General features: G+C 59.0%; 16 protein-coding genes. 14 read left to right on the forward strand and 2 right to left on the reverse strand.

The features are described 5' to 3' along the window. Positions 1-375: 375 nt before the first annotated feature. From GM655_RS11565 to GM655_RS11610, 10 genes are all read left to right on the forward strand, one after another. On the forward strand, positions 376-696 hold the full coding sequence (locus GM655_RS11565) for a hypothetical protein (protein ID WP_155434857.1): 321 nt from the start codon (positions 376-378) through the stop codon (positions 694-696). Between the two features lie 365 nt (positions 697-1,061). Further along, the gene (locus tag GM655_RS11570) at positions 1,062-1,205 is read left to right on the forward strand and encodes a hypothetical protein (protein ID WP_155434858.1); all 144 of its coding nucleotides are present in this window, start codon (positions 1,062-1,064) and stop codon (positions 1,203-1,205) included. 772 nt (positions 1,206-1,977) lie between these two features. Continuing rightward, positions 1,978-2,529, forward strand: coding sequence for a hypothetical protein (locus GM655_RS11575; RefSeq protein WP_155434859.1), 552 nt, complete (start codon positions 1,978-1,980; stop codon positions 2,527-2,529). Positions 2,530-2,643: 114 nt separating this feature from the next. Beyond that, positions 2,644-2,844, forward strand: coding sequence for a helix-turn-helix transcriptional regulator (locus GM655_RS11580; RefSeq protein ID WP_155434860.1), 201 nt, complete (start codon positions 2,644-2,646; stop codon positions 2,842-2,844). Beyond that, positions 2,845-3,252, forward strand: a complete 408-nt coding sequence (locus GM655_RS11585) for a hypothetical protein (RefSeq protein ID WP_155434861.1) — start codon at positions 2,845-2,847, stop codon at positions 3,250-3,252. 464 nt (positions 3,253-3,716) lie between these two features. Further along, a complete protein-coding gene (locus tag GM655_RS11590; RefSeq protein WP_155434862.1) occupies positions 3,717-4,442 on the forward strand; it encodes a hypothetical protein in 726 nt (241 codons plus the stop codon). Then, positions 4,439-4,804 (forward strand): hypothetical protein, encoded by a 366-nt coding sequence (locus tag GM655_RS11595; protein WP_155434863.1) that lies wholly within the window; start codon positions 4,439-4,441, stop codon positions 4,802-4,804. Before GM655_RS11590 ends, GM655_RS11595 begins: the two co-directional genes overlap by 4 nt. An 8-nt stretch (positions 4,805-4,812) precedes the next feature. Continuing rightward, positions 4,813-5,052 (forward strand): hypothetical protein, encoded by a 240-nt coding sequence (locus GM655_RS11600; protein ID WP_155434864.1) that lies wholly within the window; start codon positions 4,813-4,815, stop codon positions 5,050-5,052. Beyond that, complete coding sequence (locus tag GM655_RS11605) at positions 5,049-5,375, forward strand: hypothetical protein (protein WP_155434865.1); 327 nt, start codon at positions 5,049-5,051, stop codon at positions 5,373-5,375. Before GM655_RS11600 ends, GM655_RS11605 begins: the two co-directional genes overlap by 4 nt. 195 nt (positions 5,376-5,570) lie before the next feature. After that, entirely contained in the window at positions 5,571-8,489 is a 2,919-nt protein-coding gene (locus GM655_RS11610; protein WP_196308754.1) for a DUF927 domain-containing protein, read from the forward strand. A gap of 2,085 nt (positions 8,490-10,574) precedes the next feature. Here the strand turns inward: GM655_RS11610 and GM655_RS11615 are convergent. Then, positions 10,575-11,066, reverse strand: coding sequence for a hypothetical protein (locus GM655_RS11615; RefSeq protein WP_155434867.1), 492 nt, complete (start codon positions 11,064-11,066; stop codon positions 10,575-10,577). Positions 11,067-11,222: 156 nt separating this feature from the next. Continuing rightward, positions 11,223-11,903 (reverse strand): Bax inhibitor-1/YccA family protein, encoded by a 681-nt coding sequence (locus tag GM655_RS11620; RefSeq protein ID WP_155434868.1) that lies wholly within the window; start codon positions 11,901-11,903, stop codon positions 11,223-11,225. Between the two features lie 251 nt (positions 11,904-12,154). Between GM655_RS11620 and ndk the strand changes: the two genes are divergently transcribed. From ndk to GM655_RS11640, 4 genes are all read left to right on the forward strand, one after another. Further along, entirely contained in the window at positions 12,155-12,562 is a 408-nt protein-coding gene (gene ndk, locus GM655_RS11625) for a nucleoside-diphosphate kinase (protein ID WP_155434869.1), read from the forward strand. Between the two features lie 102 nt (positions 12,563-12,664). Continuing rightward, positions 12,665-13,837: a dual-specificity RNA methyltransferase RlmN gene (gene rlmN, locus GM655_RS11630; RefSeq protein ID WP_503826589.1), complete on the forward strand. Its 1,173-nt coding sequence runs from the start codon at positions 12,665-12,667 to the stop codon at positions 13,835-13,837. Beyond that, a complete protein-coding gene (gene pilW, locus GM655_RS11635) occupies positions 13,837-14,658 on the forward strand; it encodes a type IV pilus biogenesis/stability protein PilW (RefSeq protein ID WP_155434871.1) in 822 nt (273 codons plus the stop codon). Before rlmN ends, pilW begins: the two co-directional genes overlap by 1 nt. 13 nt (positions 14,659-14,671) lie before the next feature. Beyond that, on the forward strand, positions 14,672-15,736 hold the full coding sequence (locus GM655_RS11640) for a helix-turn-helix domain-containing protein (protein WP_155434872.1): 1,065 nt from the start codon (positions 14,672-14,674) through the stop codon (positions 15,734-15,736). The last annotated feature ends 10 nt before the right edge of the window (positions 15,737-15,746 follow it).

Genomic DNA, 15,746 nt, shown 5'->3' on the forward strand with positions numbered 1-15,746 from the left:
GGCGCTGGCCGGGGCTGTGATGCCGCTGCTCGGTGTGTTGCCGCCTGGTGGAGCTGGCCGGGGCTGTGATGCCGCTGCTCGGTGTGTTGCCGCCTGGTGGAGCTGGCCGGGGCTGTGATGCCGCTGCTCGGTGTGCTGCCGCCTGGTGGAGCTGGCCGGGGCTGCGATGCCGCTGCTCGGTGTGTTGCCGCCTGGTGGAGCTGGCCGGGGCTGCGATGCCGCTGCTCGGTGTGTTGCCGCCTGGTAGAGCTGGCCGGGGCTGTGATGCCGCTGCTCGGTGTGTTGCCGCCTGGTGGAGCTGGCCGGGGCTGCGATGCCGCTGCTCGGTGTGTTGCCGCCTGGTAGAGCTGGCCGGGGCTGTGATGCCGCTGCTCGGTGTGCTGCCGCCTGGTGGAGCTGGCCGGGGCCGTTGTACCGCCGCTCGGTACGCTGTGGCCTGGTGGCGAAGGCCAGGCCGTGGTGTCGCTGCTCGATGCGCTTGCACCGGCCAAGCTGGCGGCCGTTGTGCCGTTGCTCGGTGTGCTGTCGCCTGGTGGCGGCCTGGGCCGTGCTGCCACTGCTCGATGGGTTGCTACCTGGTGGAGGTGTCCGTGGCCGTGCTGCCGCTGCTCGGCGCGCTGCAGCCCGGCGGAGCTGGCCAGGGCCGTGATGCCGCTGCGTTGTTCCGCCGCTAGGTACGCTGTGGCCTGGTGGTGATGGCCAGGCCGTGGTGTCGCTGCTCGGTGTGCTGCCGCCTGGTGGAGCTGGCCGGGGCTGTGATGCCGCTGCTCGGTGTGTTGCCGCCTGGTGGAGCTGGCCGGGGCTGTGATGCCGCTGCTCGGTGTGTTGCCGCCTGGTGGAGCTGGCCGGGGCTGTGATGCCGCTGCTCGGTGTGTTGCCGCCTGGTAGAGCTGGCCGGGGCCGTTGTGCCGCTGCTCGATGCGTTGCTACCTGATGGGGGTTTGCGTGGCCGTGATTTCGCTGCTCGGCGCGCTGCTGCCCGGCGGAGCTGGTCAGGGCCGTGATGCCGCTGCGTTGTTCCGTCGCTCGGTACGCTGTGGCCTGGTGGCGAAAGCCAGGCCGTGGCGTCGCTGCTCGGTGCGCTTGCGCCGGCCCAGCTAGCGGCCGTTGTGCCGTTGCTCGGTGTGCTGTTGCCTAGTGGCGGCCTGGGCCGTGATGCTGCTGCTCGGGGAGCTGCCGCCTGGTGGAGCTGGCCGGGGCTGTGATGTCGCTGCTCGGTGTGCTGCTGCCTGGTGATTATGGCCGGGGGCGTTGTTCCGCCGCTCGGTAGGCTGTGGCCTGGTGGCGAAGGCCAGGCCGTGGTGTCGCTGCTCGGTGCGCTTGCGCCGGCCCAGCTGGCGGCCGTTGTGCCGTTGCTCGGTGTGCTGTCGCCTGGTGGCGGCCTGGGCCGTGCTGCCACTGCTCGGCGCGCTGCTGCCCGGCGGAGCTGGCCAGGGCCGTGATGCCGCTGCTCGGTGTGCTGCCGCCTGGTGGAGTTTGCCGGGGCTGCGATGCCGCCGCTCGGCGCGCTGTCGCGTGGTGGAGCTGGCCGGAGCCGTTGTACCGCCGCTCGGTACGCTGTGGCCTGGTGGCGAAGGCCAGGCCGTGGTGTCGCTGCTCGATGCGCTTGCGCCGGCCCAGCTGACGGCCGTTGTGCCGTTGCTCAGTGTGCAATGGCCTGGTGGTGCTGGCGGTGGGCATTATTCCGCTGCTCGGTGCGCTGCCGGCTGGTGGGGGGGCAGGTGGCTGGTGCCTTTTTTCGCTGCGTTACTTTGCGGTGGAGCTATTCAGCAGCTTTTGTATTTTGTCTTATTACGGCCGCTATTCATCGTCCACGAAAGCGTCTCAGGTTTTGTTACTTTTTGCTCCTGAACGGCCCACTAATGAATCTGTTCTGCTGCTAGAATCTTGTAACCAAGCCTAGAGCGGCCACTCGAAAACCGGATACCTTCACCGGCTGGCTTGGTCATTTCGGAAGGGGCCGCTTGAAGGGGCGCAATGAATTTAAATGAACCGCCGTCCTATGAGGACCGGCGCGCAGCCATTCGTGCGACTGCGGATCAAGAATCGACGGAGACGGCCGATAGCCGCAATTTGGCGGTGAGGTCTGACGTCAAATACGAAACTAAGTCTGATGCAGCGATGCATGCGGCTGCGCATTTGCACGAACTGCTCGATCAAGGAAATGACAGTGCTGCCGAAGGTTTTCTTACCTCGGAGCGGTTTAACCTGGCTGTACTGAAAAGGCTACTAGAGCTGCGTGCATTGGATAAGGTAGAGCTAGAGAAAAGGTTGCGTGATGCTAAATTGCAGCTCGCGGAGATCGACCGAAAGATTCGTGAGCGTAACAAGAAAGCCGTAGAAGCCAGGAAGGATCAGTCGAAAAACCCAAAGATAAAAGCTTGGTTGCGTAAGCAGGAAGAAAGCGGAGTGAATATAAACCAAAGGCACATCGCTGGACAAATAGGCATTAAGTTTCAGGTTTCTGCGACATACGCGAGAAACATTCGCACAGAGTATCTCAACGAAAAAACATCCAAGCGCAACTAACGGCGGTCGGTTTCGTTTTACGTAACTAACCATCGTTAGTTGCGTTTCACCAATCAAAGTGCATTGTGTCGGCGTTGCATCCCGTAACGTCCCGATTACTCCCATGAGGACACAATGCAATCTAATCAAACTGCTAATCGGCTGCTCCGGCTGCCCTCGGTCTCGGCCCAAACGGGCCTGTCAAAATCTGAAATTTATCGTCGTATTAAATCGGGCACTTTCCCGCAGCCGTTGAAGTTGGGGGCACGTGCCGTTGCATGGCAGGCATCGGCTGTTGACGATTGGGCTGCCTCCCTCCAAAAAAGGGAGGGGTAAATGTCTAGGGCGATAAAAAATAGAGCATACATCCAGCCGTTACTTGGAACTTCTATTTTGAGTGTATTGGCTGGATGTAAAGGTGAGCCTCTACAGGTACGTGAGGAGCAAATCATTGCGCTGGCCTTTGACGGTAGGTCGGATGTCCCAATTCCGTTGACATGGCATGGCGCAGTCTCTGGTGACTTTGCAATACTCCAGAAAAATGGCGAGGTATTTGTGCCTGCCAGCGGGAAAAGCTTTGATTCTAAAGACATGTGGTTTGACCACTGTAAATCACTCTGGGACCAACTACAGTTTGCGAGATCGGGCAGTGTGGCAAAGGAAATTCCTGATCACCTGCGGGACATTCACGCTGCGCTTCTTGTCGCCCGTGGTCTGAGTGCGCAGAGCATAGAGCGGGGCTGATTATGGCCGGACGTTGGAAAAACATCGCTGCGCGAACTGTGCAGACGTCTGCACAGCGTAAGGCCAGCGAACTTCTTCGCAAAAAAGTCATGTTGGCTTGTAATCGTCGTGCCTATAGCCCCAACAAGAGGTGTGGTTTCTGCCTGCTTCAAAAGGAGGGTTTCTAATGCCTCGCGCCGATCATCGGAAGGTATCACTTGCCAGTACTGGACATTCGGACTATCCTACGACTGTTCCTGAAAAAAAAGGAACCGGGTTTGACAGCCTGAACACTCAAAGCGCACAGACCGCGCCATGCGGTTTTTTTGTGTGTGCATGCCTTCGTGCGCCTTCAATGAGCGGCGGTGGTTGGGAGGCCTTCGGGCCTGCTGGTCTCTTTGGGTGCCAGTCTGTCAACCCTTCCACTTGCCGCTCCCCCCGTTTGACAGCGAGGGGCGGTGTAACCGATACCCAAGGAGGCTCACATGCCTAGTCGTTCCCGCACGTCCGTACCTCTGGCAGACCCTGCCAGCACCCCTAATCTCAAATCAGGAGCAGCAAAAGCTAATGCGCTCCAGGAGGCCCAAGCAATGGGCCGGCGGCATTCCGCAAGTTGGTCTGAGCTTGATCCGACAATGCGCCCACGTGATGCCTGGCGTGCGATTGGCTACGCCGATGCCGTCTTGTCGTTTGAACATAGCCCGCTGTTGGTGGAGTTGATGCGAGCTTGGGAACAAGGTTTCGATGGCGTAAGTAAGCCCATTGCCGCTGATGTATCGGCTCCCACGGCTGAGCAACCGGACGCTGTCACGCCAAATCCGTACTTTGCTAATCCCGACCGCGCCCCTTACGAGCTTGGACAATTATTGCAACAGTTGCCCGCTGACTTCGGCGTCTCGCCCGTTGTCGAACTGAAGCATGTACAGATGGCTTCTGCCGCCGAAGTGCACGCTAAGGCGGCGGGTATGACCATTCTGAGCGGTATTGAGGCAATTGGCCAATTAGTGGAAATGGCCGGTGCTAACGAAGAAGAGAAAGTGCCGGCATACACGCTGTTCTGCCTGGGTGGGCTGCTCCGTCACTTGGCCGTTGAGGGGCAATACATGGAAAGCGTCAGCGGGAGTCTGGCTTATGCCAATGCGTTGTATGCGAAGCGCGGAAAGGTAAAAAGTACGCACGAGAGCGGTGGCCAGAAAGGCGGTGCAGCATGAGCGCTTTCATCAATCAGCCGGCGTTGCTCAAAAACCTGGCGGGTGCCCATTTACCGCCAGTCGCGCTCAACGTATCCGCTGAGTTTCAATTCTGCGTAGACGCTGGTGCCTGTGCGGCTGCATGCTTTTTTGACGACATGACGGCGGTTGGACTGCATGACCACGTAGCCATCTCCATTCACGGTTTCCTGCAATCCCTGGAAAACGCCATCGTGACCGATACGGCCGCAAACGGCCTATGGCTGCGCGAACGCAAGCAACTCTGCGTGGATGCGTTTGGTGCGGGCTACCTTGGGCGCATTCACCAGGAGTTGCGCCTGTTCCATGATGTACAGACCCGCCGTTCGGGCTTGTTCAATTGAGGTCCGCCATGAAGAAAAACTCTATCCGTACTATTGCTCCTCATTTGACCCAAGCCACTGCGGAGGCTGTTGATTTGAGCGCCAGTGAGCTTTCCCTGGTACTCGCCTTGCGTCGCCTCCCTGAGACTGTTCGCAATACCATTGATGCGGTAGTGCAAATTCAGGACGAGCGCTTCCGCAAGGCGGCGCGGCCGTCCTTGCGTGTGATTCAAGGTGGCCACGCGACCGCCAGCGAGGTGGCGCAATGAGCGCGCCGCATGTGTCTGCTGTAACCCTGGGCTGCATCGAGACCGACCATGCCGGCGTCCGCCTGATCGTCCACGCGAGCGCCGAAGATCACTGCAATATGCGGGCCAGCCAATTGGCGTCGCTGTTGCGTCTTATCAGCGCCGATGGCCTGGACGCTTTTCTTGGCCAGGATCGCGCCACCAAGGACGGCGTCTTGTGGTTGGCATCGTCCTTGGCCGACGAAGTGGAGCGCATGCTGCCGGTGGTGAGCCTGGAGATTTCGCTACGCGGTACACCGCCGAATAGCCGACCAGGCCCGGAGGTGCAAGATGCGACGCAATGAGGCCGTAGCAATCGCCTCGCTCGCGGCAATCGCACCCGGCCGTGCGCCGGCAATACTGTGGGGCTGTGCAGCTACTAGGCGGCTGTTGCCTGGCAAATTCAGAAACTTTGTGCTGCGGCACACGAAGGCGTTGCGCAACTTGGCTTTGCTTTCGGTGCGACCATGGCCCGCCCAGGTCGAGAAATGGAATTGTGCATGAATAATAAATCTTATCCGGTGAGTGAGGCCGTCGCGAGGGCGGCGCTGTCCATGATCCCGGCCGATGACCGCGATGTGTGGTGGCGCATGGGCATGGCGCTCAAGTCGGAGTTTGGGGAGGGCGGCTATCAGATGTTCCATGACTGGAGCGAAGGTGGCGCGGGCTTCGATGCCAAAGCGGTTAAGTCCACTTGGGCCAGTTTTAAGCACGGCGGCAAGGTCACCATCGGCAGTCTAATTGCGGAGGCCAAACGCCATGGGTTCAATCCCAAGGATCACGCGTCCGCCAGTCCGTTGACGCCTGAACAGAAGGCACAGGCACGCCGCGAGCGTGAGGCCCGCGAGCAAGCGGTGGCGGAAGAAACGGCGCGCCTACACGCGGCAGGAGCGGAACAGGCCGCCAAGGAATGGGCAGCCGCTGCTATTGAGGGCAGCTCGCCCTACCTGGTGCGCAAGGGGGTGGCGGCCTATGGCGTGCGGTTCAATGGCAAAGTGGCGCTGGTGCCACTGCGTGATGCCGCCGGCAAGCTATGGAACCTGCAACGCATCCAACCCAATGGGAACAAGCGGTTCCCGGACGGTGGTCGAGTGTCGGGATGCTTCCATATCATTGGTGAGCGGGCCAACGCGGTATGGATGCTGTTCGCGGAAGGCTATGCCACGGCGGCCACACTGCATGAGGCGACCGGCTGGCCGGTGGTGGTGTGTTTTAACGAGAGTAACCTGCGTAACGTCGCGAAAGTGGCGCGTGACTTGTCTCCGGCGGCCAGGCTGTTGTTCTGCGCCGATGATGACCAGGAAACCGCTGCGCGCACCGGCAAGAATCCCGGCGTGATGTCGGCACAGGTGGCCGCTGCGGTGGCTGGCGGCGTTTGGTGTAAGCCGGAAGGGCTGCCGATTGGTCATTCTGACTTCAATGACCTGGCAGCCCTGGCAGGGCTTGCGGCGGTGAAGGCGCAAATCCTGGCGGCATGCGAGCAAGCTGACGCGCAGCCGAATGCAACAATCAATCAGACGGCCGCCCCCCGTCAGGCCGAGGCGGAGACGGCGCAAGGCGATACACCGAAGCCGCGACAAACAAGCAAAGGTGGCAGCGGCCGACGTCAGCCGGCGCGGCGCACCGATGTCGGCGGCGATCAGGCTGGACGGCCCTTCTTCAATGTCGATGAACGTGGCGTGTGGTATCACGGCTTTAGCAACCAAGGCGACCCATTGCCGGCACAGTGGATTTGCAGTGAGCTACATGTGACGGCAAAGTCACGCGATGCGACCGGTAACGGTTGGGGCTATCTCCTGGAATTCACTGACGGCGACGGCGTTGCCAAGAGGTGGGCTATGCCTTCCAGCATGCTTGCCGGTGATGGTACGCAATACCGCGCAACGTTGCTGTCGATGGGGTTGCGTATTGGCACGGGGGTGGCCGCTAAGAACCATTTGTCCTCTTATATTCAAACGCAGCAGATTGATGAGAGGGTTCGCTGCACGGAGCGAATCGGTTGGCATGACGATGTGTATGTTTTGCCAGATAAAACCATTGGCAGCGGTGATGAAAAAGTGATGTTCCAGGCTGACGGCGGCATCGTGTCGCATTTCAAGCAACGCAGCACGTTAGAGCTTTGGCGTCAGGAAGTGGCGTTGTATTGCCGTGGTAATTCTCGCTTGCTGTTCTGCGTTTCTGCTGCCTTCGCAGCCCCACTGCTGTATCTGGCGCACGTGCCATCGGGAGGCTTCCACATATGGGGCGACAGCTCAAGTGGTAAGAGTACGGCGGTCAAGGTGGCGAGTTCCGTTTACGGCGGTAAGGATTACATGCGCACCTGGCGTAGCACGGATAACGCATTGGAAGCGACGGCTACGCAGCACAGCGATGCACTGTTGGTGCTGGATGAAATTGCGCAAGTTGATCCCAAGGTGGTGGGTGATGTCGTGTATATGCTGGGCAATGAGGCCGGTAAGAGTCGCCTTGATAAGTCAGTAAAGGTGCGTCAATTGGCGAGCTGGCGGCTTCTATTCCTTTCCGATGGCGAAGTTAGCTTGGCAAGTCACATGGAACAAGCAGGTAAAGGCAGCAAGGCCGGACACGATGTGCGTATGGCGCATATTGCCGCTGATGCTGGCTGCGGCCTGGGCGTGTTTGAAACACTGCACGGCTTCGCTAATGGTGCGGCCTTCTCCGATTACCTGGTAGGGAAGTCCAGTCAACACTATGGAACTGCTGGAATGGCGTTCATTGAGTATCTTGTGCGCGAGGTCGGGGCCTTGCGTGAAGTGCTGCAAGCGAACGTGAGCGTGCTGGCCAAGGAGCTTTGCCCCGCTGATGCGCATGGCCAGGTGGCACGGGTAGCTACTCGCTTTGCTCTTGTGGGGTTGGCTGGCGAACTTGCTACCGTTGCCGGCATTACTGGTTGGGTGGCTGGTGATGCGATTGGAGCTGCTCGCACCTGCTTTGCCACGTGGCTGGAAGGTCGCGGCGGTGCTGGAAACATCGAGCATACGTCGATCCTTCGCCAGGTCTGCGGCTTCTTTCAGTCTCATGGTGACGCCCGCTTTACCTGGTGGCATAGGGCGAACGACGACCATAAGCCAAACACGATCAATCGCGCTGGCTTCAAACGGATGCTTAGCCGAGATGGCGCAGCCATCAATAGCAATGCCGATCATCACAAGGCTTATGGCGACAAGATGCACCCTGACGACGCAGAACAGTCGAGCCAGGAGTACTTCGTGTTCAGCGAGGTATTCCGGGATGAAATCTGCAAGGGTTTCAATCCCAAGACGGTAACGCGCCTTTTGGTCGACCGGGGACTATTGATGACCGACAGCGACGGCAGTGCTACCCGCAAGGAGCGCTTGCCAGGCATGGGGCCGGCAAGGGTCTACCGCTTTAAGCCGGAAATCGTCGGGCTGAACGTGTGAAGCCTCACGGCCGCCCCCGTGGTGGGGCGGTGCGGGGAGTTTCTTTCGCGCAGAAATTCATCGACGCACGTTTAGAATTCCAGAAGGAAGCACGTTTGAAATGGCGCGCTACCATTTGCATCTGTCCCGGTTGTCCCGGCTTGTCCCGGCTACAAATTCTGCGCTTTCCGGGACAATTTTTCTTATTTAAATCATCAACTTACTAGCGATTTTCGGAATTGTCCCGGTGTCCCGGCAAAAAAAACAGGGCAGCCGAGGTCGGAGTGCTAAAAGATCGGTGCTTGTTCTGATCGGTCGAACGTTTAGGTGGTGACGTAAGCCACTGTCCAAGAGTAAATCTTTAGAAATCCTCTGCATCCGCGAAGAGCCTGCGCCATGTCCCCAGTGGAGCAATTGCGTTCGCTTTAAAAAACCGACAGTGGCGTTGCCCATGTGTGCGGCCATGACATCCGGCCCGCCCATACCGGGGGTGCCAAAAAGTCTGGGCGAAATCGGGGGAGACCGTGCGGTTCCCCGAATTTCCCACGCGGGTTGTTTTTGATAGGGGGGGGTGTCCGATTTATGCCCCCCGGCTTTGGCGCATGTGGGGTAGTACCAGTGCACAAAATAACCAGCCTGGTGACCGTTATAGTGCGTTTCTAGACCCCTTATGCTGCGATGATTTAGAAATTATCACTGGTCTAGCTCAGGTGCATGCAGCCAGCCGAGATGCGCGTCACTACCTGGTTGAGCTGTCGGGCTGCTGCTCTCGGTCCTGGCGCTGCCTGGTGGTGTCTAGGCGCAAGGTGCTGGCCGAGCTGCGGGTCTTTACCCGGTTGAACTGTCGGGCCGCTGCTCTCGGTCCTGGTGCTTCCTGGTGGTGTCCAAGCGCACGCCGCTGGCCGAGCTGCGCGTCACTATCTGGTTGAGCTGTTGGGCTGCTGCTCTCGGTCCTGGCGCTGCCTGGCGGTGTCTAGGCGCAAGGTGCTGGCCGAGCTGCGGGTCTTTACCCGGTTGAACTGTCGGGCCGCTGCTCTCGGTCCTGGTGCTTCCTGGTGGTGTCCAAGCGCACGCCCTGGCCGAGCTGCGCGTCACTACCTGGTTGAGCTGTTGGGCTGCTGCTCTCGGTCCTGGCGCTGCCTGGCGGTGTCTAGGCGCAAGGTGCTGGCCGAGCTGCGCGTCACTACCTGGTTGAGCTGTCGGGCTGCTGCTCTCGGTCCTGGCGCTGCCTGGCGGTGTCTAGGTGCAAGGTGCTGGCCGAGCTGCGCGTCACTATCTGGTTGAGCTGTTGGGCTGCTGCTCTCGGTCCTGGCGATGCCTGGTAGTGCCCAGATGCATGCCGCCCGCCGTGCTGGACGTCGTCACCTGGTTGAGCTGGCCGGTCGGTGCTAATGGTCCCGCTGTCGCCGCCTGGTGGGACATTTGTGCATGCCGGCTATGTGCTCCCTGCGCTGGTTTTGCCTTTGTGTTTTATCTCGCTGCGTGCAAAAGCCTGGGGGGTATAACGTCATGCATCAATCTATACGTTTTATGTCTCGCGCTCTTTGGGTTGAGGTATCTAGAAATTTCTCGGGTCCTTTTTTGAGTTCTTTACACGCGGGTGCCACGACCCCGATTTCTCTCTAGTTTTAGAAAATGCTAGGGGGGTGTAAAACAGTGCCACATAGCAATATGCGTGACTGCTTGAATCTGTTTAGCCGTGTGCTGTTGCGGAACAGAAAAGCCAAAACCGTAGCGGGCGAGAAAGTAGAAAAAATTTCCGTAAGGGGGGGTATGTTCAGCCGTAGCCATGAATAGGCTTTGGGGTCAGCCTGGACCGGATATTGAGGGCTGTTGTTGCCAAGCATTCACAGCTTGTTCCCCTTTTTTTCATGGCCTGTTCGCATGGCCTGCGATGACTGCGAGTGGCCTACTCCCTTGGAGAAAATGGCCTAAGAAAATTTTTTTGGGGGCATGTTTGGGGGCATGTTTTGAATGCACCATTGCATGAGTCTATGATTAATGCGGGTTTTGAGGGCTTGTTTGACTGCCACCGCTCCGCCAGAATCCATGAAAAAGGCCATTGACACGTCAATGGCCTTTTTCATTCTGGTGCCAGTTTGCTGCTTAGAGACCGAATTTTTTCAGGAATGCCGGCATCAGTTGGGCGAGGAATATTGCCGAGACTACCCAGATGATGATGGAGGTTTTGGATTCCTGTATCTCGGTTTTCAATTCATATTTAAATTTGGCACACTCGGTTTTGAAATCCACCCTGGCTTCGTTGATTGCAGCCAGCAGCCTTGATTCTGCATCTTTGATTTCCAATATGAGCCGGTTTTCCGTTTCCTTGCCCTCGATCCTGAGCCTGTTTTCTGCATCGGTAATTTCGATAATGAGCTCGGCTTTCGCCGTGGCAACGTCACTGCGCGTGTCGTGATTTACCTTGATCAGCGCTAGATCGTTGGTCAGCGCTTCAAGGTCTGCGGCAGGTTTGGGTATCGACGTTTCCATGGTTTTATCCTCGGCCGATTTCGCTCGAGAGTCAATTGAATTCCGCTCGCGGTTAGGTACTGCCGGGAATGGTGGCGTGTTGATAAAGCGCGGTGCTTTATTCATGATGGGGCTCGCCAATCATGGGCTGGCTGGGATACGGCCCATTCTGTTCGCGCGCAGAGTCGTGCGCTTGTGCAGGCTCAATCGTGTGGCTGCTAACGGGAACGGGCAATAAAAAAGCCGGCGCGAGGCCGGCTTTTTGGTTAAGTGCGAACTGGTTTAGTCGCGGCTACCGCCGAAGATGCCCAGCAGCGACAGCAGGTTGGTGAAGATGTTGTAGATGTCCAGATAGATGCTCAGGGTGGCGCGGATGTAGTTGGTTTCGCCGCCGTTCACGATCTGCTGCACGTCGTACAGGATGTAGGCCGAGAAGATGGCGATGGCAACCACCGAGATCACGATGGCCAGCGCTGGAATGCCCAGGAAGATGTTGGCAATCGAAGCCAGCAGGATCACGATCAGACCGGCAAACGCCCAGCTAGCCACGCCCGAGAAATCGCGCTTGGACACGGTAGCGATGCTGGCGAGCACAGCGAATACGGACGCCGTACCGCCGAAGGCCGTCATGATCAGGAAGCCGCCGTTGGAGAAGCCCAGAATGCGCGACAGCAGCGGGGTCAGCCACAGGCCCATGAAGAAGGTGAAGCCCAGCAGCAGGGCCACGCCCAGACCGGAATCCTTGTTTTTCTCGATGCCCCAGATAAAGCCGAAGGCGATACCGAGGAACAGCAGGGCCATCAGGCCGCCGCCCAGTGGCAGGTGCAGCGAGACGCCCAGCGCCGCGCCGAAAATGGTCGGCACCATGGACAGGGCCAGCAGCCAGTAGGTATTGCGCAGCACTTTGTGCTGGGTGAGCTGGCGACTAGACGACAGATCGTAAGTATTTTGCATATTATTCATGAGCTTATCTCCCTCTTGGTGATTCGAGTACTGCTTGCCAAAAGCATAGCATGTCTGTGCAAAATTGCGCAAAGTTCGGGCCTTTCGCCCCTTAGACTAGCCTTAAACAAGCTGGTTCAGGGGTAAAATTGCCGCTAATGCAAGCTTATCTGACCCTGATACTCGGTAGTTGGGGTGTTCTATGGTAAAATTAAAGGTTGATTGAGTTATCAATTTTGTTTTAAACCTTTCTTTTTATTGGAGTTTTTCAAATGGCAATCGAACGCACCCTGTCGATCATCAAACCAGACGCAGTTGCAAAAAACGTCATCGGCCAAATCTACAGCCGCTTTGAAAGCAATGGTCTGAAGATCGTTGCTGCTCAAATGAAGCAACTGTCGCGTGCAGATGCCGAAGGTTTCTACGCTGCTCACAAAGAGCGCGGCTTCTTCAAAGATCTGGTGGACTTCATGGTTTCGGGTCCAGTCATGATCCAGGTTCTGGAAGGCGAAAACGCCGTTCTGAAAAACCGCGAACTGATGGGCGCTACCGATCCTAAGAAAGCCGACAAGGGCACCATCCGCGCTGACTTCGCTGATTCGATCGACGCGAACGCTGTTCACGGTTCGGACGCTGTTGAAGCTGCTAAAGTAGAAATCGCCTACTTCTTCGGCGCTTAATACTGGCTGTACCACCGTTTCTGCCGCGCCGGGCCTGGCGCGGCGCGCAGAAGCGGTTTTTTATTTGTAGTCGAATTTGTTTTAGATAGAATGGGCAACACCGTGAACGCACCTCTGACCAACTTGCTGGACTTCGATCCCGCGCAGCTCACCGCTTATTGCGCCGAGTTGGGGGAGAAACCGTTCCGCGCCAAACAATTGCAGCGCTGGATACACCAGTTCGGAGCTTCGGACTTCGACAGCATGACCGATCTGGCCAAATCGCTGCGCGACAAACTCAAGACCCGCGCCTACGTGCAAGCGCCGGCCATCATCAGCGACCACACTTCGAGTGACGGTACGCGTAAATGGCTGGTCGACGTGGGCAACGGCAATGCCGTGGAAACTGTGTACATTCCGGAAGAAACCCGCGGCACCCTGTGTATTTCCACCCAGGCCGGCTGCGCCGTGAACTGCCGCTTCTGCTCGACGGGCAAGCAGGGCTTTTCGCGCAATCTGACGGTGGGCGAAATCATCGGCCAGCTATGGATGGCCGAATTCGAACTGCGCCGCACCAAGGGTATCGAACCGGGCCCGAAAGGCGAACGCCAGATCACCAACGTGGTGATGATGGGCATGGGCGAGCCGCTGCTGAATTTCGAGCCGACGGCTACGGCGCTCAAGCTGATGCTGGACGATAACGCCTACGGCCTGTCGCGCCGCCGCGTAACCCTGTCCACCTCGGGCGTGGTGCCGATGATAGACAAGCTGTCGCAGGAAGTGCCGGTAGCGCTGGCCGTGTCGCTGCACGCGTCCAACGATGCGCTGCGTGATGGCCTGATCCCGCTGAACAAGAAGTACCCGCTGAAAGAACTGATGGCGGCCTGCAAGCGCTATCTGGAATTCGCCCCGCGCGATTTCATCACCTTCGAATACTGCATGCTCGATGGCGTCAACGACAGCGACGAGCATGCGCGCGAACTGGTGGCGCTGGTGCAGGATCGCCAGACGGGCGTGAACTGCAAATTCAATCTGATTCCGTTCAACCCCTTCCCGGAATCGGGCCTGCTGCGTTCGAAAAATCCCCGTATCAAAGCCTTCGCGCAGATACTGCTCGATGCCGGCATCGTCACCACCATCCGCAAGACCCGTGGCGACGATATCGATGCGGCCTGCGGCCAGCTGGCCGGCGAAGTACAGGACCGCACGCGCGTGCAGGAGCGCATGGAAAAAATGAGCGAATACCAGCAGAAGTTTGGTGCCAATTTCGGCAAGATCGTGGAGATCCGTTCCTGATGATCGCCCTGGCGCAGCGTTGCCAGTCCAGTCTAGTCGCCCTGTGTGCAGGTGCGCTGCTGGTTGCCTGCGCCTCGTCCGGTTCCAATCCCGGCCATAGCGGTCAGGCGGAACTGAGCACGGTATCCGATCAGACGGCCATCCAGCGCAAGGTCGATATCCGCATGCAGCTGGCCGTGGGCTACTACGAGCAGGGCCAGTATCTGGTGGCGCTCGATGAAGTCAAGCTGGCGCTGGCGGCCGATCCCCAGTATGCCGACGGTTACGGCATGCGCGGCCTGATCTACCAGCAGTTGGGCGAGCTGGCGCTAGCCGAAGATAACTTTGTGCGCGCCCGCAAGCTGGCGCCCGGCAATCCCGATCTGGCCAATAACTACGGTTCTTTCCTGTGCCAGATGGGGCGCGTCAAGGAAGCCATGCCGCTGTTCGATGCTGCACTGGCCAACCGCGCCTATCGCGCGCCTGCCAGCGCGGCCAATAACGCCGGCTCGTGTGCACTGAAAGTGAAGGATTACGCCAGCGCGGAGCGTTATCTGCTGCAAGCCTTGCAGCTGACGCCCGATCTGCCGGCAACCAACGCCAATCTGGCGAAGGTGTATTTTGAAAAGCGCGATGTGGTACGCGCCAATTTCTTCATTACGCGCCTCAACAAGGTGGCGAAGATGGAGAGTCTGACGGCCGATGTGCTATGGCTAGCGATTAAAGTGCAGCACCAGCTCGGCGATGCCGGTGCCGAAGCAGCGTGGGCGACCCAATTGCGTCGTCACCATGCCGGCTCGGCCGAGTATGCTGCTTATCAACGTGGGGCGTTTGATGAGTGATACAGGGGAATCGATGAATTCAGAGTGGGTTGATACGCCGCAGGAACAGGCAGCACCCGGCGCGGCTACGCCCGGCGCGCAACTGGCAGCACAGCGTGAAGCGCTGGGGCTGACGGTAGAGCAGATTGCGGATCAACTGAAACTGGCGACGCGTCAGGTGCGCGCACTGGAAGCCGGTGATTACGAGGCACTGCCGAATATGGCCGTGGTGCGCGGTTTTGTGCGCGCCTATGCCAAGGTCGTGAAAATCGATGCAACGCCTCTGGTCGCGATGATCGAAGTGATTTCGCCGACCAGCTACGAAGCGGCGCCGCCGCGCAAGGAAGCTGCGCCCAAGTTCACGGAATCGCGCTTCCCGTCGATGACGCCGCGGCCTACCAGTTCGGTGGGCTGGCTGGCCGGTGCTGCTGTTGCCGTAGCGCTGGTCGCTGGCGGCGTGTATGCCTACCAGAGCGGCATCATCCCGCTGACGATGTTCCAGCGTTCGGATGCCGATGGTGCGAGCGCCGTGGCCGATGCCGCCAAGGCGGCGGAAGCGGCGGTGACGCCGATCGAAACCACGCTGGTCAAGCCGGGTGAAGAAGGTGCCGCCGTGCAGAGCACCAATGTGCCGCTGGTATCCGTACCGGCACCGGTCGCCGATGCTGCGGCTCCTGCTGCGGCCACTGCGCCTGGCGCTACCGCAGTACCAGCGAATGTGTCCGCTAATGTACCGGCTGCCGCGCCGGCCGCCACTGGCGCAGCGCCTGCGCCGGCTGCCACGACGGCAGCTGTGGCCACTACGCCTGCTGCGGCAGCCGCCAAGCCGCAGACTGCTGCTCCTGCAGCCCCTGCGCCTTCCGGTACCCAGCTGGTGCTGAAAGTGAATGAGGATTCGTGGGTCGAGATACGCCGCCCCGGTGCTGCGTCGCTGATTTCGCGTACCGTGAAAGCGGGCAGCACCGAGACCTTCGACATCAAGGAACCGGCACTGCTGATCGTTGGCAAACCGGGCGGTGTGGAAGCTACGCTGGGCGGAACAGCACTGGCGCTGCCACCTGTTGCGGGCGGCACGATTTCGCGCGTGAACATCAAGTAATCGATACGCT

Origin of the sequence: Pseudoduganella danionis, assembly GCF_009720775.1 — a bacterium.
GTDB lineage: Bacteria > Pseudomonadota > Gammaproteobacteria > Burkholderiales > Burkholderiaceae_D > Rugamonas > Rugamonas danionis.